This window comes from Streptomyces sp. SYP-A7185 (genome assembly GCF_046103685.1).
GTDB lineage: Bacteria > Actinomycetota > Actinomycetes > Streptomycetales > Streptomycetaceae > Streptomyces.
Genome location: NZ_CP122310.1, coordinates 6,568,288 through 6,588,115 on the forward strand (window position 1 = coordinate 6,568,288; position 19,828 = coordinate 6,588,115).

Below are 19,828 nucleotides of genomic sequence, written 5' to 3' on the forward strand. Positions count from 1 at the left end.
ACGCTGCGTCCAGTCCGGATGCCTTTAGGAGGCGAGCAGGTGCCGCAGAACCTCGACGCCGTCGCGGTGCGCGCCTGGTGCGGCCTCGCTCTGGACGCCCTGGGAAGGGCCCGCGAGGAGATCGACGCGATCAACGTCTATCCGGTCGCGGACGGGGACACCGGAACCAACCTCTATCTGACCGTGGAATCGGCGGCCCAGGCGGTCGACGCCGCCTTCACCGGCCTCGACCCGACCCACCCCACCCTGGCCGAGGCCGTGCGGGCCATGGCGCACGGCGCCCTGATCGGGGCCCGCGGGAACTCGGGCACGATCCTCTCGCAGCTGCTGCGCGGCATGGCGCAGGTCCTGGGCGCCGACCGTGACACCGATCACGCCGACGGTCCCGCGCTGGCGCTCGCGCTGCGCCGGGCCGCCGAGTCGGCCTACCAGGCGGTGGCGCACCCCGTGGAGGGCACGGTCCTGACGGTGGCGGCCGCCGCCGCCGACGAGGCCGCCGCGGTCTCGGCTGCCGCGGGCCACTGCGGGGCGGTGGCGCGGGCCGCGTACGACGGTGCGTGCCGGGCCCTGGACGCAACCCCGGAGCAGCTGGCCGTGCTCGGCCGCGCGGGAGTGGTGGACGCCGGAGGGCGCGGGCTCGTGGCGGTCCTCGGGGCGCTCGTGGGCGCCCTGTCGGAAGGGGTGGCACCCAGGGCGGCGTCACCGCTGCCGCGTACGGCCTCCCCGGACGGAAACGCGGAAGCCGTCGAGTGCCAGGACGCCCCGGGCGGCGCCACGGCGCCCGCCTTCGAGGTCATCTACCTCCTGGAGGCCGACGACACGGCCGTCGCACGGCTGCGGACGCGTCTTGACCGGCTCGGGGACTCCCTCGTCGTCGTCGGCGGCGACGGGCTGTGGAACGTCCACGTCCACGTGGACGACGCCGGCGCCGCCGTCGAGGCGGGCGTCGAGGCGGGGCGGCCCCACCGCATCCGCATCACCCACTTCGGGGTCGGGGACGCGCACACCGCGGGCGCCGCGCAGCCGCCCCGGGAGCGCGTGCAGCGCGGGATCGTCGCCGTCGTGCCGGGGGAGGGGCTCGCGGGGCTCTACTCCGACGCCGGGGCGACCACCGTGCCCACGCGCCCCGGGGAGCCGCCGGCCAGCGGGGAACTCGTCGACGCGATCCGGCGGGCCCACGCGCGCGAGGTGGTGCTCCTGCCCAACGACGCCGAGCTGCGCCACACCGCGGCGGCCGCGGCGGAACAGGCCCGCACCGAAGGCGTGCGGGTCGCGCTGATCCCGACCCGGTCCGCGGTCCAGGGCATCGCGGCCCTCGCCGTGCACGAGCCGGACCGCCGCTTCGACGAGGACGTCGTCGCCATGACCTCGGCGGCCGGCGCGACGCGGTACGCCGAACTGGCCGTCGCCGAGCGGCAGTCGTGGACCACGGCGGGCATCTGCCAGGCCGGTGACGTGCTCGGCCTGATCGACGGCGACGTGGCGCTGATCGGCGACGACACCACCCGCACCGCGCGGTCCGTCCTGGACCGGATGCTGGCCGCCGGCGGCGAGATGGTCACGCTGGTGCTCGGCGACGACGTGCCCGACAGCCTCGGCGACGAGCTGGAGAAGCACGTGCGCGAGGTGCACCTGGCGGTCGACACGGTGGTCTACCGCGGCGGACGCCAGTCGGCGCTGCTGCTGATCGGCGTGGAGTGACCGACCTCTCCGTCCACCGCTGACCAGCGGATTTCACGGACGTACGCGGAAATGTCAGTGGCGTGGTGTGCAATGGATCTCGTGCCCGCGCTCGAAGAACCCCTGAAGAAAGTGGTCGGTCCCGCCACCGCGAAGGTGATGGCCGAGCACCTGGACCTGCACACCGTCGGCGACCTGCTGCACCACTACCCGCGCAGGTACGCGGAGCGGGGCGAGCTCACCCGCCTCGCCGACCTGCCGCTGGACGAGCACGTCACGGTGGTCGCCCAGGTCGCGACGGCGCGCATCCTGACGTTCAACGGCGGCAGGGGCCAGCGCCTCGAAGTGACGATCACCGACGGCAGCGGCCAGCTCCAGCTGGTCTTCTTCGGCCGGGGCATCCACAAGCCGCACAAGGACCTGCTGCCCGGCACGCGCGCGATGTTCGCGGGCAAGGCGTCCGTCTTCAACCGCAAGATGCAGCTCGCCCACCCGGCGTACGAACTCCTGAAGGGCGACCCGGACAACGCCGAAGAGGCGGTCGACTCCTGGGCCGGAGCCCTCATCCCGATCTACCCCGCCACGGCCAAGCTGGAGTCCTGGAAGATCGCCAAGTCCGTGGACGCGGTCCTGCCCAGCGCCCGGGAGGCCGTCGACCCGCTGCCGCCGAGCCTGCGCGACGGCCGGGAGCTGATCCCGCTCCCCGAGGCGCTCCTGAAGATCCACCGGCCGCAGACGAAGGCGGACATCGAAGCCGCCCGCGACCGCCTGAAGTGGGACGAGGCCTTCGTCCTCCAGGTCGCCCTGGCCAGGCGCCGGTACGCGGACGCGCAACTCCCCGCGATCGCCCGCCGCCCCCGCGAGGGAGGCCTGCTCGACGCGTTCGACGCGAAGCTGCCCTTCACGCTCACCGAGGGCCAGGAGAAGGTCTCCAAGGAGATCTTCGACGACCTGGCGACCGAGCACCCGATGCACCGCCTCCTCCAGGGAGAGGTCGGCAGCGGCAAGACGATGGTGGCCCTGCGCGCCATGCTCGCCGTCGTCGACGCGGGCGGACAGGCCGCGATGCTCGCGCCCACCGAGGTGCTCGCCCAGCAGCACCACCGCTCCATCACCGAGATGATGGGCGAGCTGGCCGAGGGCGGCATGCTCGGCGGCTCGGACCAGGGCACGAAGGTCACGCTGCTCACCGGCTCCATGGGCACGGCGGCCCGGCGCCAGGCCCTGCTGGACCTGGTCACCGGCGAGGCCGGGATCGTCATCGGCACGCACGCGCTGATCGAGGACAAGGTCCAGTTCCACGACCTCGGCCTGGTCGTCGTCGACGAACAGCACCGCTTCGGCGTCGAGCAGCGCGACGCCCTGCGCGGCAAGGGCAAGCAGCCCCCGCACCTCCTGGTCATGACGGCCACGCCCATTCCGCGCACGGTCGCGATGACGGTCTTCGGCGACCTGGAGACCTCGGTCCTCGACCAGCTCCCCGCGGGCCGTTCACCCATCGCCAGCCACGTCGTGCCCTCCGAGGACAAGCCCCACTTCCTGGCCCGCGCGTGGGAGCGCGTGCGCGAGGAGGTGGAGAACGGCCACCAGGCGTACGTGGTGTGCCCCCGGATCGGCGACGAACCCGACGAGGGCGCCGACCCGAAGAAGGCCAAGAAGAAGGCCGAGAAGAAGGCCGAGGAAGAAGCCACCGCCGAGAAGCGGCCCCCGCTCGCCGTCGTCGAGGTCGCCGAGCAGCTCGCCCGCGGCCCGCTGAGCGGTCTGAAGATCGAGGTCCTGCACGGCCGCATGCAGCCCGACGACAAGGACGCGGTGATGCGCCGCTTCGCCGCCGGCGAGACCCAGGTCCTGGTCGCGACGACGGTCATCGAGGTCGGCGTGAACGTCCCGAACGCCACCGCCATGGTGATCATGGACGCCGACCGCTTCGGCGTATCGCAGCTGCACCAGCTGCGCGGTCGCGTCGGCCGTGGCTCGGCCCCGGGCCTGTGCCTCCTGGTCACCGACATGCCCGAGGCGAGCCCCGCCCGCGCCCGCCTGGCGGCCGTGGCCGCCACCCTCGACGGCTTCGAGCTCTCCCGGATCGACCTGGAGCAGCGCCGCGAGGGCGACGTCCTCGGCCAGGCGCAGTCCGGTGTCCGCTCCAGCCTCAGGATGCTCGCGGTCATCGAGGACGAGGAGGTCATCGCCGAGGCCCGCGAGGAGGCCGTCACGGTGGTCGCGGCCGACCCGGAGCTGGAGCACCTGCCCGAGCTGCGCACCGCCCTGGACGCCCTCCTGGACGACGAGCGCGAGCAGTACCTCGACAAGGGCTGAGGCAAGGGGCGGGACAAGGGCTGACAGGCGGGGGCGGCCCGGGGGCTGAGAGACTGAGGCCGGATCTTCCCCGCACGTTCGTTCACCGACAAGGACTCAGATGACCCGCGTGATCGCCGGTGTGGCCGGCGGACGTCGCCTCGCCGTCCCGCCAGGGACCGGCACCCGGCCCACGACCGACCGCGCACGCGAAGGCCTGTTCTCCACCTGGCAGGCCCTCCAGGGCACGCTGGACGGCGCGCGCGTCCTCGATCTGTACGCCGGGTCCGGAGCCATCGGCCTCGAAGCCCTCTCACGCGGCGCCGGCCACGCCCTCCTGGTCGAGGCGGACGCCCGTGCGGTGCGCACCGTCCGGGAGAACGTGAAGTCGCTCGGCCTGCCCGGCGCCGAGGTCAGGGCGGGCAAAGCCGCCCAGATCGTCCAGGGCGGCGCCCCCACGACCCCGTACGACCTGGTGTTTCTCGACCCTCCGTATGCGGTCACCGATGACGATCTTCGCGAGATCCTGCTCACACTCCGCGCGGGGGGCTGGCTCACGGACGATGCGCTCGTCACCGTTGAACGCAGTACCAGAGGCGGAGAATTCGGCTGGCCCGACGGCTTCGAGTCACTGAGGTCCCGTCGCTACGGCGAAGGCACGTTTTGGTACGGTCGCGCCGCCTCTACGTGCGACGACTCAGTGATCGCGCCATGACCGGACCGGAGAGCGAGGGACTTCAGTTGCGCCGCGCCGTCTGTCCGGGGTCATTCGACCCCATCACCAATGGACACCTCGACATCATCGCCCGCGCCTCCCGGCTGTACGACGTGGTGCACGTCGCGGTGATGATCAACCAGTCGAAGAAGGGCCTCTTCACCGTCGACGAGCGGATCGAGCTGATCCGCGAGGTCACCGCCGACTTCGGCAACGTCGAGGTCGAGTCCTTCCACGGTCTCCTCGTCGACTTCTGCAAGCAGCGCGACATCCCGGCCATCGTCAAGGGCCTGCGGGCGGTCAGCGACTTCGACTACGAACTCCAGATGGCCCAGATGAACAACGGCCTCTCGGGCGTCGAGACCCTCTTCGTGCCCACCAACCCCACGTACAGCTTCCTGTCCTCCTCCCTGGTCAAGGAGGTCGCCGCCTGGGGCGGCGACGTCGCCCACCTGCTGCCGCCGGTGGTCCACGAGGCGCTGACCGAGCGCATCGGCAAGAAGTGACGGCCCCCTGACCGACCGCCGGGCGCACTGACTGTCCGTCACCCGGTGTCGGGCGGCCGCCGACTGGCCTTACAGTCGTGCCGTCCGTCTCCAACCAGCTGTAGAGAGTGGCGAGCACACGGTGGACGTGCAGAAGAAGATCGACGAGATCGTCGACGCGGTCGGCAGTGCCCGGTCCATGCCGATGTCGGCCTCGTGCGTGGTCAACCGCGCCGATCTGCTGTCGATGCTCGAAGAGGTGCGCCAGGCGCTGCCCGGCTCCCTCGCCCAGGCCCAGGAGCTCATCGGCGGCCGCGAGCAGCTGGTCGAGCAGGCCCGCCAGGAGGCGGACCGGATCATCGAGACCGCGCACGCCGAGCGCGGTTCGCTGATCTCCGACACGGAGGTCGCCCGCAACTCCCAGGGCGAGGCCGAGCGCATCCTCGCCGAGGCCCGCCAGGCCGCCGAGGAGGTCCGTGTCGAGGCCGACGACTACGTCGACAGCAAGCTGGCCAACTTCGAGGTCGTCCTCACCAAGACCCTCGGCTCCGTGGGCCGCGGCCGCGAGAAGCTCCTCGGCACCGGACCCGGCCTCGACGAGCAGGGGTACGAGGACGAGGACGCCCCGCAGCGCAGCCTGGACCCCGAGACACTGCGCCGCGACGCGGACGCGTACGTCGACGCCAAGCTCGGCGCCTTCGAGGCGGTCCTCGCCAAGACCCTGGAGGCGGTCGGCCGCGGCCGCCAGACCCTGCACGGCCGGGCGCCCGCCGACGACCTCGCGGGCCTCGCCGAGGGCCTCGGCTCCCAGGCGCACACCACGGACGCCGAGTACCTCGCGGGCCTCACCGACCCCGCGACGGCTCCGGCGCCCGCAGCCGCAGCCGCACCCGCGGCCCCGCAGCCGCCTCAGGCGGCCCCGCAGATCCCGGAGCAGCAGCCGTACGCCCCGCCGCAGCAGGAGCCGGACCCGTACGGGTACCAGCAGCAGGACCAGTACGCCTACCAGCAGCAGTACGCCCAGCAGGACCCGTACGGCTACCAGCAGCAGGATCCGTACGGCTATCCGCAGCAGGGATACGACCAGGGCCGGCAGCAGGGGTACGCGCAGCCGCAGCAGCAGGCTTACGGGGAGCCGGAGCAGCAGCACCACCAGACCCCGGGCGTGCTCGACGAGACGAGCCTCTTCGACACCGGCATGATCACCGCGGAGCAGCTGCGCCAGTACGAGCAGGGCCGCTAGCCCCCGGTCCGCGGCCCTCGCGGGACCGGATTGGGCCGAAAGCGAAAGGTCCAGTATCCTGGCTCTTCGGTCGCGCGTACGTCCGCGATCCAGGCTGCCCGGCTAGTGAGCCAAGCTCATGACGGGGGCGGCCCTCCTTTGACTTCCAGGATTCGAAAGCAGGAAAAGCCCTGAGTGCTCGCCTTGATCACCGAAACCCGCTCGTGTTCGACACACACGAGCTGGGTCGGCGTCCCGGTGCGCAGCAGCGGCTGACCCGTACGGTCGAGGCCCCCGGTTCGCCGGACGTCCTCGGCATCGACGGGGTCATCGGAGTGCCGGCAGGTGCTCCGGTCGAGCTGAAGATCCGCCTTGAGTCGGTCATGGAAGGGGTGCTTGTCACAGGCACCGCCCGTGCGTCGGCCGAGGGGGAGTGCGTAAGGTGTCTGGAGCCGCTGAAGCTTGAGGTGGAAGCGGACTTCCAGGAGATGTTCTCGTACCCTGACGCCGACGACCGGGGCCGCACCGCGGAACCGGCCGACGACGCCGAGGACGACGAGGACAGGCTCTATCTCGAGGACGGCTTGTTCGACCTCGAACCCATGCTGCGTGACGCGGTAGTGCTCGCACTGCCGATGCAGCCGGTGTGCCGGGACGACTGTCCGGGCCTGTGTTCCCAGTGCGGAGCACGGCTCGCGGACGATCCGGACCACCACCACGATGCCGTCGACATTCGTTGGGCGGCACTGCAGGGACTCGCCGGGACCATCCAGGACGGCGAGAAGGACGACGTGAGCGGCGCCGAAGCCGGCGTCGACGAGAAGCAGGAGAAGTAGCCGTGGCTGTTCCGAAGCGGAAGATGTCGCGCAGCAACACGCGCCACCGCCGGTCGCAGTGGAAGGCTGCGGTCCCCACCCTGGTTGCGTGCGAGCGCTGCCACGAGCCGAAGCAGCAGCACATCGCGTGCCCCAGCTGCGGCACGTACAACAAGCGCCAGGTCCTCGAGGTCTGAGCGGCTGGTGAGAGGCACCGTGTCTAGCCACAAAATGGCGGATGACGCCAAGGCGGAAAACGCCAAGAAGCAGGCGGAAAACACGGCCTCGTCCCACACGCTTTTGGAAGGGCGGCTCGGGTACAGACTCGAGTCCGCCCTTCTGGTGCGTGCACTGACCCACCGTTCGTACGCGTACGAGAACGGCGGTCTGCCGACGAATGAACGGCTCGAGTTCCTCGGGGACTCGGTGCTGGGACTCGTCGTCACGGACACGCTCTATCGCACCCACCCCGACCTGCCCGAAGGCCAGCTGGCCAAGTTGCGGGCCGCGGTGGTCAATTCGCGTGCGCTGGCGGAGGTCAGCCGTGGCCTCGAACTCGGCTCCTTCATCCGGCTCGGCCGGGGCGAAGAGGGCACGGGTGGCCGGGACAAGGCATCCATCCTCGCCGACACCCTTGAAGCGGTGATCGGCGCGGTCTATCTGGACCAGGGTCTGGACGCGGCGGGCGAGCTGGTGCACCGGCTCTTCGACCCGCTGATCGAGAAGTCCTCGAACCTGGGCGCGGGCCTGGACTGGAAAACCAGCCTCCAGGAGCTCACCGCCACCGAGAGCCTCGGCGTGCCCGAGTACCTCGTCACGGAGAGCGGCCCGGACCACGAGAAGACCTTTACTGCTGCCGCCCGCGTCGGAGGCGTCTCGTACGGCACCGGCACCGGCCGCAGCAAGAAGGAAGCGGAGCAGCAGGCCGCCGAGTCCGCCTGGCGCGAGATCCGCGCCGCCGCGGACGAGCGGATCAAGGCGGCGGACATCGCCGCCTCGGCTCCCGCTGCCGTTGTCGCGGAGGCCGAGGGGGGCGACGTCGCCCCCTCTGCCTGACAGCAGCTTTACTGTTGGTGCCGGTCGCCCTTCGGGGTGGCCGGCACCAGCCATTTCGCCGCCTCGCGGCACGGTTTCCCGACCGCCCGCCCGTCATTCCGGAGTGCGTCCCATGCCCGAGCTGCCCGAGGTCGAAGTCGTCCGGCGTGGACTTGAGCGATGGGTGGCCCATCGCACGGTCGCCGACGTCGAGGTGCGGCATCCGCGGGCCGTGCGGCGGCATCTCGCGGGCGGCGAGGACTTCGCGTCGAGCCTCAAGGGCCACCGCGTCGGTACGGCGATGCGGCGCGGGAAGTATCTCTGGCTGCCCGTCGAGGACGGCAGCACCTCGATCCTGGCCCACCTCGGCATGAGCGGACAGCTGCTCGTCAAGACCCACGAGGCGCCGGACGAGAAGCACCTGCGGATCCGGGTGCGGTTCGCCGACGAGCTCGGCACCGAGCTGCGCTTCGTCGACCAGCGGACCTTCGGCGGCCTCTCCTTGCACGAGAACACCCCGGACGGGCTGCCGGACGTCATCGCGCACATCGCACGCGACCCGCTCGACGAGAAGTTCGACGACGCGGCCTTCCACGCCGCGCTGCGCCGCCGTCGTACGACGATCAAACGCGCCCTGCTGGACCAGTCGTTGATCAGCGGTGTCGGCAACATCTACGCGGACGAGGCCCTTTGGCGCTCGAAGCTGCACTACGAACGTCCCACGGCCACGTTCACGCGCCCGCGCACGGCCGAACTCCTGGGCCACGTAAGGGACGTGATGAACTCCGCCCTCGCCGTCGGCGGGACGAGCTTCGACAGTCTGTACGTGAACGTGAACGGCGAGTCCGGATACTTCGACCGGTCGCTCGACGCCTACGGCCGCGAGGGCGAACCGTGCCGCCGCTGCGGTACGGCGATGCGCCGACGCCCCTGGATGAACCGCTCCAGCTACTTCTGCCCGCGCTGTCAGCGACCGCCGGCGGCCGCGCTGTCGTAGCGTTCGCGCGCCGCGAGGACGCCGTCCATCCTGCCCTCCACGAAGTGGATGAGGCTCATCAGCCGGTCGGCGATCTCCCGCCCGAGCGGCGTGAGCCGGTAGTCCACGCGCGGCGGATTGGTGAGCTGTGCCTCGCGGTGGACCAGGCCGTCGCGCTCCAGCGCGTGCAGCGTCTGGGACAGCATCTTCTCGCTGACGCCGTCGACCCGGCGGCGCAGTTCGTTGAAACGGAACGAGCCGTCGTGCAGCGCGCCCAGGGTGAGTGCTCCCCAGCGGCCGGTGACGTGCTCCAGGGTGCCGCGCGAGGGGCACTGCCGGGAGAACACGTCGAACGCCAGGTCCGCGGTGTCGACCGGGACCGCTGTGTCCGTCTTCTCCGCCGCGTCCGCCGTGTCTGTCGCGTCCGTCACGTCCGCCGGGTCAAGGGAGCCTTCCATGCGACCAGCGTACTCCCGCACAGCGCTGGCCCACGGATTGCGCTAACGAAAAGTTAGCCGCGACACCCTCGGCTAGAAGCCGAAGTCCTGCGTCCACCAGGGGCCGCCCGGCGCGAAGTGCGCGCCGACGCCCAGGGTCTTGTAATCGCAGTTGAGGATGTTGGCCCGGTGGCCGGGGCTGTTCATCCAGGCGTCCATCACGGACCGGGCGTTCGCCTGGCCGCGGGCGATGTTCTCGCCGCCCAGGTCCGATATCCCGGCCTTCTCGGCGCGGTCCCAGGGGGTCGCGCCGTCCGGGTCGGTGTGGTCGAAGAAGTCGCGCTCGGCCATGTCCGCGCTGAAGTTCCCGGCGAGCGAGGCCAGCTTGGCGTCGGCGCGCACGGGGGAGCAGCCCACCTTGGCCCGCTCCTCGTTCACCAGGGTGAGCACCGCTGCCTCGGCCGCGCTCTCGGCGGACGGCGACTTCGGCGCGGCGGCCGGCGGGGCCTTCGGCTTCTCGGCGGGGGTGCGCGAGGGGCTCGGGGGAGTCGTCTTCTTCTTCTCGTCGGTCCTGGGCGCGGGCGCCTTGGTCGACGGCTTCTTCGACGGCTCGGCCGAGGGCTTCTCGGCGGTCCGCGAGGGGGAGGAGGGCGTCGGGGCGTCGGGGCGCCCGGAGCCGCGGCTCGGCGGGGCCGACTCGCGCTCGGCGGTCCCGGTGTCGCCGCCCTGCGGCGAGACCTCGCTGGGGGAGCTGGCGGCGCGCACCTTGTTCGAGTCGCCGCCTCCGCCGAGGGAGTAGTTGTCGGCGCCGGGAACCAGGCCGGAGGCGACCGCCACGGCACCCATCGCCACGGCCGCCGAGACACCGAGCAGGCCGGTGCGCACCGGGGCCGCACGGCCCTTGCGGCGGTGTGACACGGTGGCGGGGCGGGGCTCCGGGACGCCGGCGTGTCCGCCCGCGTACGTGTCGGAGACCCCAGTGGCGCGGCCGGTGGCGGCTGCCCCTGCGCCGGAGCGTCGGTGGCGTCCCATCTCCTGGCCTTCCTCGTCCTCAGCGGTCAACGTGGCTCACCCATACGGGTGAGGCTCATCGTGTCGGGACTGTACGCGATGGCGCATGGGGACGAAGTGCTCCGAGAGCATTTGGCCGGTTAGCGTGCACCCATGAACGAAGAAGTCAGAGTCACGGCCTGGGTGCGTGGCCGGGTGCAAGGCGTGGGATTCCGCTGGTTCACGCGGGCCAGGGCTCTGGAGATCGGCGGCCTGAGTGGTTTTGCTCTCAATTTGGAGGACGGCCGCGTACAAGTGGTCGCCGAAGGCCCCCGCGCGGGCGCCCAGGAGCTGCTCGACTGGCTGCGTACGGGCGACACACCCGGCCGCGTCGACGGCGTCACTGAGATCTGGGACACTCCGCGCGGCATCTACGAGACGTTCGCGATTCGCTGACGGAGACCGGTCGTGCGGACCCGCTCCCGTGGGGCGGCGGCAACTGCCCGGGGCAGGAAACGCCTGGTGGTTGCCAAGAACGGTCCCTCGTGGCAGGCTCCCAGGTGAAGGATGATCGACACGCCCCCAGGGCCCCGCAGCAGAGGCAGCGCCGCCGTTCGAACGGCCGCAGGCCCCCGGGTCGCCCGCCAATACGGGGCGTGATCGTGTTGACCGTCAAACTTTTTGGTGAGACTCTGGAAGCCCCGCGCACCTTAGCTGTTTGGCATGTGAGAACGGCCGCAAGAACCAGCAAGTACAACGAGTGCCAAGCACCGCGGGTGCGAATCCCTCACGACCCACACCGCTTCGGTCGGTCACTCATTGTGGAGGACCATCCATCATGGCAAAGGCGCTTCTCGGTTACGTCGGCGGTTCCGACCCGCGACTTCTCGCCGAGATGCGACGGCTCCAGCAGCGCGTCCAGGACCTGGAATCTGAGCTCGTGAAGATCCAGGCCGAGAACGACGCGCTCGCGGCTGCCGCTTCTCACGAATCGCTCCTGGAGAGCATCGACGTACCCCAGGCGGAGCCTGCGCTCACCTGACCACCACCTTCAGCAAGGCGCTCACCTCGCACGATCTCGCGTGACGCGTGCTGCACGCGTCACGGTCACTCGGGTCTGCGAGGTGCCGGTCAACGCACGTGGTCGGGCTGCCCATGTCAGCCGCTTGTCCAGATCTGCAAGGGACGCTTCGGCGTCCCTTCTTTCTTGGTGCCGTCAGTCACCGCTTGTCGCCGCGTGTGCCGCTTCCTTCACCGTCTGATGTGCCCTGCATCTTCCTGGGTGAAACGGCCGGAGGGAAGGTGCGGCGCGCGCGATGCCCCGTGGGGAAGGGCGGTGGTGGCGAAGGGGTGGCGGGTAGAGTCCGATGGCGTGCACCTCAAGGCCCTGACTCTGCGCGGTTTCAAATCCTTCGCGTCGGCGACGACGCTGAAGTTCGAGCCGGGCATCACCTGCGTCGTCGGACCGAACGGCTCCGGCAAGTCCAACGTCGTGGACGCGCTGTCCTGGGTCATGGGCGAGCAGGGCGCCAAGTCGCTGCGCGGCGGCAAGATGGAGGACGTCATCTTCGCCGGCACCACGGGCCGCCCGCCGCTGGGCCGCGCCGAGGTGTCCCTCACCATCGACAACTCCGACGGCGCCCTGCCCATCGAGTACGCCGAAGTCACCATCACGCGCATCATGTTCCGCAACGGCGGCAGCGAGTACCAGATCAACGGCGACACCTGCCGGCTGCTCGACATCCAGGAACTGCTCTCCGACTCCGGCATCGGGCGCGAGATGCACGTCATCGTCGGCCAGGGCCAGCTCGACGGCGTCCTGCACGCCGACCCCATGGGCCGCCGCGCCTTCATCGAGGAGGCGGCGGGTGTCCTCAAGCACCGCAAGCGCAAAGAGAAGGCGTTGCGCAAGCTCGACGCGATGCAGGCCAACCTCGCGCGCGTCCAGGACCTGACCGACGAGCTGCGGCGCCAGCTGAAGCCGCTGGGCCGGCAGGCGGCCGTGGCGCGCCGGGCCGCCGTCATCCAGGCCGATCTGCGCGACACCCGCCTCCGGCTGCTCGCCGACGACCTCGTACGGCTGCGGGACGCGCTGCGGACCGAGGTCGCCGACGAGGCGGAGCTCAAGCGGCGCAAGGACAGTGCCGAGGCCGAGCTGAAGAAGGCGCTCCAGCGCGAGGCCGACCTGGAGGACGAGGTGCGCCGCCTCGCGCCGCGGCTCCAGCGGGCCCAGCAGACCTGGTACGAGCTGTCGCAGCTGGCCGAGCGGGTGCGCGGCACGGTGTCGCTCGCCGACGCCCGGGTCAAGAGCGCCACCGCCGCGCCCCCGGAGGAGCGGCGTGGCCGCGACCCCGAGGACATGGAGCGTGAGGCCGCCCGGATCCGTGAGCAGGAGGCGGAGCTGGCGGCCGCCCTGGAGGCCGCGGAGCACGCCCTGGAGGACACGGTCGGCCACCGTGCCGATCTGGAGCGGGAGCTCGCGGTCGAGGAGCGGCGCCTCAAGGACGTGGCGCGGTCCATCGCGGACCGGCGTGAGGGCCTCGCGCGGCTGCACGGCCAGGTGAACGCGGCGCGCTCGCGGGCGGGCTCCGCGCAGGCCGAGATCGACCGGCTCTCCGTGGCGCGTGACGAGGCCGGGCAGCGCGCGGTCGCCGCCCAGGAGGAGTACGAGCAGCTGAAGGCGGAGGTCGACGGACTGGACGCCGGTGACGCGGAGCTCGGCGAGCGGCACGACGAGGCGAAGCGTTCCCTCACCGAGGCGGAGGGCGCCCTGACCGCGGCCCGCGAGGCCGCCACCGCCGCCGAACGCAAGCGGGCGGCGGTCGCCGCGCGGCACGAGGCGCTCGCGCTCGGCCTGCGCCGCAAGGACGGCACGGGAGCGCTGCTGGCCGCCAAGGACAGCCTGACGGGACTGCTCGGCCCGGCGGCCGAACTGCTCACGATCACCCCGGGGTACGAGGTCGCGATCGCGGCGGCGTTCGGCGCGGCGGCGGACGCGATCGCGGTGAGCACCCCGGCCTCGGCGGCGGAGGCCATCCGGCTGCTGCGCAAGCAGGACGCGGGACGGGCCGCGCTGCTCCTGGCGGGCGCACCGGACACCTCGGACGCGGGCCGCCCCGGCGACGTACGGCAGGAGGGCTCCGACGGGCCGCCTCTGGTGGCCGAACTGGTGCGCGGGCCCGAGGAGTTGATGCCCGCGGTGCGGCGGCTGCTGCGGGGGATGGTCGCCGTCGGGACGCTGGAGGACGCCGAGGACTTCGTCTACGCGCACCCGGAGCTGACCGCCGTCACCGCGGAAGGCGACCTGCTCGGGGCGCACTTCGCGCAGGGCGGCTCCGCCGGGGCGCCGAGCCTGCTCGAAGTCCAGGCCTCCGTGGACGAGGCGGCGGCCGAGCTGGAGCGCCTGGCCGAGCAGTGCGACGTCCTGGCGGCGGCCCAGCAGGAGGCGGGGGAGCGGCGCGGGGAAGTGGCCGCGCTCGTCGAGGAGTTGGGGGAGCGCAGGCGCTCCGCCGACCGGGAGAAGTCGGCCGTGGCCCAGCAGCTGGGCGCGCTCGCCGGGCAGGCCCGTGGCGCGGCCGGCGAGGCCGAGCGCAGTGCGGCCGCCGCGGCCAAGGCGCAGGAGGCGCTGGACAAGGCGGTCGAGGACGCCGAGGAGCTGGCCGAGCGGCTTGCCGTGGCGGAAGAGGCACCGGTGGAGGAGGAGCCCGACACCTCGGTGCGCGACCGGCTCGCCGCGGACGGGGCCAACGCCCGGCAGACCGAGATGGAGGCCAGGCTCCAGGTGCGGACGCACGAGGAGCGGGTCAAGGGCCTGGCGGGGCGTGCCGACTCGCTCGACCGGGCCGCGCGCGCCGAACGCGAGGCACGCGCGCGTGCCGAGCAGCGCAAGGCCCGGATGCGGCACGAGGCGGCGGTCGCCGACGCCGTGGCCCGTGGCGCGCGCCAGCTGCTCGCGCACGTGGAGGTCTCCCTGCTGCGGGCGCAGGAGGAGCGTTCCGCCGCCGAGCGGGCCAAGGAGGTGCGGGAGCGGGAGCTGGCCGCCGAGCGGGGCCAGGGGCGCGACCTCAAGGCCGAGCTCGACAAGTTGACGGATTCAGTCCACCGCGGCGAGGTACTCGGTGCCGAGAAGCGGCTGCGGATCGAGCAGCTGGAGTCCAAGGCACTGGAGGAACTCGGTGTGGAACCCGCGGGGCTCGTGTCCGACTACGGACCCGACCAGCTCGTGCCGCCCTCCCCCGCCGCCGAGGGCGAGGAGCTCCCGGAGGACCCGGAGCACCCGCGCAACAGGCCGGTGCCGTACGTCCGCGCCGAGCAGGAGAAGCGGCTGCGGTCAGCCGAACGGGCGTACCAGCAGCTCGGGAAGGTGAACCCGCTGGCCCTGGAGGAGTTCGCCGCGCTGGAGGAGCGCCACAAGTTCCTCAGCGAGCAGCTCGAAGACCTGAAGAAGACGCGGACCGACCTCCTGCAAGTGGTGAAGGAAGTCGACGAGCGCGTCGAGCAGGTGTTCACCGAGGCCTACCGGGACACCGCCCGTGAGTTCGAGGGCGTCTTCTCGCGGCTCTTCCCGGGCGGCGAGGGACGGCTGATCCTCACCGATCCCGGCAACATGCTCGCCACCGGAGTCGACGTCGAGGCCCGCCCGCCCGGCAAGAAGGTCAAGCGGCTCTCGCTGCTCTCCGGCGGCGAACGGTCCCTGACGGCCGTCGCGCTGCTCGTTTCGATCTTCAAGGCACGGCCGAGTCCCTTCTATGTGATGGACGAGGTAGAGGCCGCGCTCGACGACACCAACCTGCAACGGCTCATCCGCATCATGGAGGAGCTCCAGGAGGCCTCGCAGCTCATCGTGATCACGCACCAGAAGCGGACGATGGAGGTCGCCGACGCGCTGTACGGCGTGTCCATGCAGGGCGACGGCGTCTCGAAGGTGATCAGTCAGCGGCTCCGGTAGTCCTTCACACGCCCCCCTTCATAACTTCAAGACTTGAACGAACCCTGCCTCGGAGGTGCCTGAAGTTCACAGGAACCCAGGTATTGACTTCGAAACTTGAAGGCATAGTCTCTGCAACGTTGCTTTTACCTTCAGGTGGTGGGCGGCGTGAAGTTGTGCGCCACTTGAAGTGCTCACCCCCACCCCCGGCGATGCTGCCGGTGGCCCGAGGAGTCCATGTGACCAGCACAACGAAGGCGCAGCCCGGCCACGGGAGAGAGGCCCAGCCGGACCATCTCGGCCATGTCATCTTCATCACGGCGGCAGCCGCGATGGGTGGCTTCCTCTTCGGCTACGACAGTTCGGTGATCAATGGCGCCACCGTCGCCATCCAGCACCGGTTCGACGTCGACGCCAACATGCTCGGCTGGATCATCGCGACCGCGCTGCTCGGCTGTGCCGTCGGCGCCGCGATCGCCGGACGCATCGCCGACCGCATCGGCCGCATCCGCTGCATGCAGATCGCCGCCGTCCTGTTCGCGGCGAGCGCCGTGGGATCGGCCCTGCCGTTCGCGGCCTGGGACCTGACGATGTGGCGCTTCATCGGCGGCATCGGCATCGGCATGGCGTCCGTGATCGGCCCGGCCTACATCGCCGAGGTCGCGCCGCCCGCCTACCGAGGCCGTCTGGCCTCCTTCCAGCAGGCCGCGATCGTCATCGGCATCGCCGTCTCCCAGCTGGTCAACTGGGCCATCCTGAACGTGGCGGACGGCGACCAGCGCGGCAAGCTGATGGGCCTTGAGGCCTGGCAGCTGATGCTCGGCGTCATGGTCGTCCCGGCCCTCCTCTACGGCCTGCTGTCCTTCGCGATCCCCGAGTCGCCGCGCTTCTTGATCTCGGTCGGCCGTGACGTCGAGGCCAAGAAGGTCCTCGGCGAGGTCGAGGGCACCAAGATCGACCTGGACGCGCGCGTCGCCGAGATCCACGAGGGCATGCGCCGCGAGCACAAGTCCTCCTTCAAGGACCTGCTCGGCAAGGTCGGCTTCCTGCCGATCGTCTGGATCGGCATCGGCCTCTCGGTGTTCCAGCAGCTCGTCGGCATCAACGTGATCTTCTACTACTCGAACCAGCTGTGGCAGTCGATCGGCAAGGACCCGAGCAGCTCGTTCCTGTACTCGTTCGAGACGTCGATCGTGAACATCATCGGCACGGTCATCGCGATGATCTTCGTCGACCGCATCGGCCGCAAGCCCCTGGCCATCATCGGCTCCGCCGGCATGGCGCTCGCGCTCTTCACCTGCGCCTGGGCCTTCTCGTACCGCACCGGCTCCGGCGACAACGTCTCGCTGCCGAACGCGCAGGGTCTGACCGCGATCATCGCCGCCAACGCCTTCGTGCTCTTCTTCGCCCTCTCCTGGGGCGTGGTGGTCTGGGTGCTGCTCGGCGAGATCTTCCCGAACCGCATCCGCGCCGCCGCGCTCGGTGTGGCCGCCTCCGCCCAGTGGCTCGCGAACTTCGCGATCACCAAGACGTTCCCGAGCATGTCCGAGTGGAGCCTGACCGGCTCGTACATCATCTACGGCGCCTTCGCCGTGATCTCGATCCCCTTCGTCATGAAGTTCGTCAAGGAGACGAAGGGCAAGACCCTGGAGGAGATGGGCTAATCCCCGCTGCCCCTCCTCTGAGGAAGCTGCCCCGGACCAAGGACCTACTCCTTGATCCGGGGCAGTACGTTTTCGCAGAAGTGGTGCAGGCTGCGCCAGCCCTCGTCGACCGGCATCCCGCCGGACAGCGGGTGCAGCACGAGATTGGCCGCGCCCCCCTGCACGTACGCCACGCACTCCTCGGGCGTCAGGACGCGGTAGACGCCCTCGGCGCGCAGCTCCTCGACCGTGGTGGCGGCGGACTTCACGGCCGAGCGGATGTCCTTGGACTGCCAGGAGGCGTACGTACGGGCCTCGTGCAGGAAGTGCGCGCCGTGCTCGGCCCAGGTGCGGTCCGGGTCGTCGGCGATGTGCAGGAGCGGGGTCTCGGCGGCGGGCATCATCGTCCAGCCCTCGGTGCCGTACTCCGCGAGGCGCTCGTTGTAGTACGCCTCAAGCTCCGGCAGGTGGGCGCTGGGGAAGAACGGCAGGCCGAGCCGGGCCGCCCGGCGGGCCGCCGCCTGCGAGGAGCCGCCGACCAGGAGCATCGGGTGCGGCCGGGTGAAGGGACGCGGGGTGACGCGCGCGGTGCGGCCGCGGAACTCGAAGGGCTCGCCCGTCCACGCCTGGAGCAGCGTCTCCAGGAGTTCGTCCTGGAGCTTGCCGCGCCGCTTCCAGTCGACGCCGAAGGCCTCGTACTCCTCGGGCCGGTAGCCGATCCCCGCCACCGTGACGAGCCGGCCGCCGCTGAGCAGGTCGAGCACGGCGATGTCCTCGGCGAGCCGCAGCGGATCGTGCAGCGGGCCGATGATGGCGGAGACCGTGACCGCGATGCGCCGGGTCGCGCCGAAGACCGCGCCCGCGAACGTGAAGGGCGAGGGCAGCCAGTTGTTGTCCACGCCGTGGTGTTCCTCGGTCTGCACGGTGGAGATGCCCCGGTCGTCGGCGTACGCGGCCATCTCCACGGCGGCTTTGTAGCGCTCGCTCAGCGAGGAGGGCGTGGCATCCGGATCGACGAGGTTGAAGCGTACGACTGTGACGGGCATGGAAGACGTCCCCCTTCACCATGGGTGGGCGAAGAGGGACGTTAGATGACACCGTGTCAGATGGCCAGGGTCCGGGGGCAGTTGTTCCGGATCAGGCCGGTGGCGGGGTCAGGCGGAGACCAGCTCGGTCTCGCCCTCGCCGTCGCCCCGTGAGCTCTGGGGAGTCCCGGTGGCGGTGTTCCTCGGCAGGACCGCGTAGAGCGCGGCGGCGATGAGGATCGTGGCCAGCCAGCCCAGGCCGTTGCGGCCGACCCAGGACGTGGCGAGGGGACCGCTGAACCAGTCGACCTTGGTGAAGAGCAGGCCCACCACCAGGGCGGTCGCCCACGCGGTCATGGCCTGCCAGGCGAAGCCCGCCCGGTACCAGTAGGCGCTGGTGCGCTTGGTGTCCATCAGCGCCTCGCCGTCGTACGTCTTCCTGGTCAGCATGTCGATGCCGAACACGCCGATCCAGGCGGAGAACGCGACCGCGAGCAGCGTCAGGAAGGAGATGAACGAGCCGATGAAGCTGGTGGCCACGTTCATCAGGAGGTAGCCGAAGATCAGGCTGATCACGGCGTTGATCGACACGGCCCAGGTACGCGGGACCTTGATGCCGAGCGTCATGGCGGTGAAGCCCGCGGAGTACATCGACATCGAGTTGATCAGCAGCATGCCGATCAGGGCCATCAGGAGGTACGGCACGGCGATCCACGTCGGGAGCAGCTCGCCGAGGAAGGAGACCGGGTCCGAGGCCTTCGACAGGCTCGGCGTGCTGACCGCCATGACCGCGCCCATCAGGACCATCGGCACGACGACGATGCCGGCGCCGCCGACGGCGTTGCCCACCAGGGCCTTGTTGGAGGCGTTGCGCGGGAGGTAGCGGGTGAAGTCCGGGCCCGTGGGGACCCAGCTGATGCCGCCGGCCGCGATCGTGCCGATGCCCGCGATCATCGCGGCGGTGGAGCCCGCGGACCGCGAGAAGACGTCCGACCAGGGGGTGTTCGCCACCAGGTAGACCAGGACGAGCACGCTGAACGCGCCGAAGAGGTACGTCGCCCAGGTGTTGCAGATGTGCAGGACCTTGCGGCCGAGGCCGCTGATCAGGAACGTGCAGGCGACGAAGGCGACCAGCGTCACGACCGTCAGCCACGTGCTGGACCGCACGCCGAAGCAGATGTCCAGGACGGTGATGATCGCGTACGCGCCGGTGACCGCGTTGATCGTCTCCCAGCCCCAGCGGGCGACCCAGATCAGCGAGCCCGGGAAGAGGTTGCCGCGCTGGCCGAAGACGGCACGCGAGAGGGTCATGCCGGGGGAGCCGCCGCGCTTGCCCGCGATGGAGATCAGCCCCACCAGGCCGTAGCTGAGGATCGGCGAGACGAGCGCGACGACCAGGGCCTGCCAGAAGTTGAGGCCGTTCGTCGCGATGCCCGCGCCCATGGTGAGCAGCAGGACGCTGATGTTGGCCGCCACCCAGGTGGGGAACAGCTCACGGGTCCGGCCGGTGCGCTCGGAGTCGGGGACGGGCTCGAGGCCGCGTGTCTCCAGGGCGCCTTCTTGTTCGGTGGTGCTCATGGGGT

The 19,828-nt window shown here is 70.9% G+C and carries 17 protein-coding genes; 13 read left to right on the forward strand and 4 right to left on the reverse strand.

The genetic code is table 11. The annotated features are described in order from the left end of the window. Positions 1–18 precede the first annotated feature (18 nt). From QBL25_RS29000 to mutM, 9 genes are all read left to right on the forward strand, one after another. Entirely contained in the window at positions 19–1,701 is a 1,683-nt protein-coding gene (locus QBL25_RS29000) for a DAK2 domain-containing protein (RefSeq protein WP_409059896.1), read from the forward strand. A gap of 72 nt (positions 1,702–1,773) precedes the next feature. Then, entirely contained in the window at positions 1,774–3,996 is a 2,223-nt protein-coding gene (gene recG / locus QBL25_RS29005; protein ID WP_409059897.1) for an ATP-dependent DNA helicase RecG, read from the forward strand. Between the two features lie 100 nt (positions 3,997–4,096). Then, positions 4,097–4,690, forward strand: a complete 594-nt coding sequence (gene rsmD, locus QBL25_RS29010; protein WP_409059898.1) for a 16S rRNA (guanine(966)-N(2))-methyltransferase RsmD — start codon at positions 4,097–4,099, stop codon at positions 4,688–4,690. 26 nt (positions 4,691–4,716) lie between these two features. Continuing rightward, positions 4,717–5,196 (forward strand): pantetheine-phosphate adenylyltransferase, encoded by a 480-nt coding sequence (gene coaD / locus QBL25_RS29015; protein ID WP_365824281.1) that lies wholly within the window; start codon positions 4,717–4,719, stop codon positions 5,194–5,196. Between the two features lie 121 nt (positions 5,197–5,317). After that, a complete protein-coding gene (locus tag QBL25_RS29020; RefSeq protein WP_409059899.1) occupies positions 5,318–6,418 on the forward strand; it encodes a cell division initiation protein in 1,101 nt (366 codons plus the stop codon). A gap of 170 nt (positions 6,419–6,588) precedes the next feature. Continuing rightward, positions 6,589–7,233, forward strand: coding sequence for a YceD family protein (locus QBL25_RS29025; RefSeq protein WP_409062813.1), 645 nt, complete (start codon positions 6,589–6,591; stop codon positions 7,231–7,233). A gap of 2 nt (positions 7,234–7,235) precedes the next feature. Then, on the forward strand, positions 7,236–7,409 hold the full coding sequence (gene rpmF / locus QBL25_RS29030; RefSeq protein ID WP_003951102.1) for a 50S ribosomal protein L32: 174 nt from the start codon (positions 7,236–7,238) through the stop codon (positions 7,407–7,409). 7 nt (positions 7,410–7,416) lie between these two features. Beyond that, on the forward strand, positions 7,417–8,268 hold the full coding sequence (gene rnc, locus QBL25_RS29035) for a ribonuclease III (RefSeq protein WP_409059900.1): 852 nt from the start codon (positions 7,417–7,419) through the stop codon (positions 8,266–8,268). Between the two features lie 112 nt (positions 8,269–8,380). Continuing rightward, positions 8,381–9,244, forward strand: a complete 864-nt coding sequence (gene mutM / locus QBL25_RS29040; protein WP_409059901.1) for a bifunctional DNA-formamidopyrimidine glycosylase/DNA-(apurinic or apyrimidinic site) lyase — start codon at positions 8,381–8,383, stop codon at positions 9,242–9,244. Here the strand turns inward: mutM and QBL25_RS29045 are convergent. Beyond that, a complete protein-coding gene (locus QBL25_RS29045) occupies positions 9,214–9,681 on the reverse strand; it encodes a winged helix-turn-helix transcriptional regulator (RefSeq protein ID WP_409059902.1) in 468 nt (155 codons plus the stop codon). The genes mutM and QBL25_RS29045 overlap by 31 nt on opposite strands. Before the next feature lie 72 nt (positions 9,682–9,753). Next, positions 9,754–10,692, reverse strand: coding sequence for a CAP domain-containing protein (locus tag QBL25_RS29050; protein WP_409062814.1), 939 nt, complete (start codon positions 10,690–10,692; stop codon positions 9,754–9,756). Positions 10,693–10,824: 132 nt separating this feature from the next. Between QBL25_RS29050 and QBL25_RS29055 the strand changes: the two genes are divergently transcribed. The 4 genes from QBL25_RS29055 to QBL25_RS29070 all read left to right on the forward strand — a co-directional run bounded on the left by QBL25_RS29055 (position 10,825) and on the right by QBL25_RS29070 (position 17,241). After that, complete coding sequence (locus tag QBL25_RS29055) at positions 10,825–11,106, forward strand: acylphosphatase (protein ID WP_409059903.1); 282 nt, start codon at positions 10,825–10,827, stop codon at positions 11,104–11,106. 382 nt (positions 11,107–11,488) lie between these two features. After that, a complete protein-coding gene (locus QBL25_RS29060) occupies positions 11,489–11,692 on the forward strand; it encodes a hypothetical protein (protein ID WP_135333243.1) in 204 nt (67 codons plus the stop codon). A 330-nt stretch (positions 11,693–12,022) separates the two neighbouring features. Further along, positions 12,023–15,598 carry a chromosome segregation protein SMC gene (smc, locus tag QBL25_RS29065; protein ID WP_409059904.1) on the forward strand — a complete coding sequence of 1,192 codons (3,576 nt, stop codon included), beginning with the start codon at positions 12,023–12,025 and terminating at the stop codon, positions 15,596–15,598. Between the two features lie 191 nt (positions 15,599–15,789). Further along, positions 15,790–17,241: a sugar porter family MFS transporter gene (locus QBL25_RS29070; protein ID WP_409062815.1), complete on the forward strand. Its 1,452-nt coding sequence runs from the start codon at positions 15,790–15,792 to the stop codon at positions 17,239–17,241. Between the two features lie 44 nt (positions 17,242–17,285). On the opposite strand, the gene QBL25_RS29075 is transcribed toward QBL25_RS29070, so the two are convergent. Both QBL25_RS29075 and QBL25_RS29080 read right to left on the reverse strand, forming a co-directional pair. Next, positions 17,286–18,266, reverse strand: coding sequence for an LLM class flavin-dependent oxidoreductase (locus tag QBL25_RS29075; RefSeq protein ID WP_409059905.1), 981 nt, complete (start codon positions 18,264–18,266; stop codon positions 17,286–17,288). 108 nt (positions 18,267–18,374) lie between these two features. Then, complete coding sequence (locus tag QBL25_RS29080; RefSeq protein ID WP_409059906.1) at positions 18,375–19,823, reverse strand: purine-cytosine permease family protein; 1,449 nt, start codon at positions 19,821–19,823, stop codon at positions 18,375–18,377. Positions 19,824–19,828 lie beyond the last annotated feature (5 nt).

What these genes read in the sequence shown, in the direction of transcription:
- QBL25_RS29000 (WP_409059896.1), top strand. Translation starts at nt 19, where the DNA reads ATGCCTTTAGGAGGCGAGCAGGTGCCGCAGAACCTCGACGCCGTCGCG.
- recG (WP_409059897.1), top strand. Translation starts at nt 1,774, where the DNA reads ATGGATCTCGTGCCCGCGCTCGAAGAACCCCTGAAGAAAGTGGTCGGT.
- rsmD (WP_409059898.1), top strand. Translation starts at nt 4,097, where the DNA reads ATGACCCGCGTGATCGCCGGTGTGGCCGGCGGACGTCGCCTCGCCGTC.
- mutM (WP_409059901.1), top strand. Translation starts at nt 8,381, where the DNA reads ATGCCCGAGCTGCCCGAGGTCGAAGTCGTCCGGCGTGGACTTGAGCGA.
- QBL25_RS29045 (WP_409059902.1), bottom strand. Translation starts at nt 9,681, where the DNA reads ATGGAAGGCTCCCTTGACCCGGCGGACGTGACGGACGCGACAGACACG.
- QBL25_RS29050 (WP_409062814.1), bottom strand. Translation starts at nt 10,692, where the DNA reads ATGGGACGCCACCGACGCTCCGGCGCAGGGGCAGCCGCCACCGGCCGC.
- QBL25_RS29055 (WP_409059903.1), top strand. Translation starts at nt 10,825, where the DNA reads ATGAACGAAGAAGTCAGAGTCACGGCCTGGGTGCGTGGCCGGGTGCAA.
- QBL25_RS29060 (WP_135333243.1), top strand. Translation starts at nt 11,489, where the DNA reads ATGGCAAAGGCGCTTCTCGGTTACGTCGGCGGTTCCGACCCGCGACTT.
- QBL25_RS29070 (WP_409062815.1), top strand. Translation starts at nt 15,790, where the DNA reads ATGCTGCCGGTGGCCCGAGGAGTCCATGTGACCAGCACAACGAAGGCG.
- QBL25_RS29075 (WP_409059905.1), bottom strand. Translation starts at nt 18,266, where the DNA reads ATGCCCGTCACAGTCGTACGCTTCAACCTCGTCGATCCGGATGCCACG.
- QBL25_RS29080 (WP_409059906.1), bottom strand. Translation starts at nt 19,823, where the DNA reads ATGAGCACCACCGAACAAGAAGGCGCCCTGGAGACACGCGGCCTCGAG.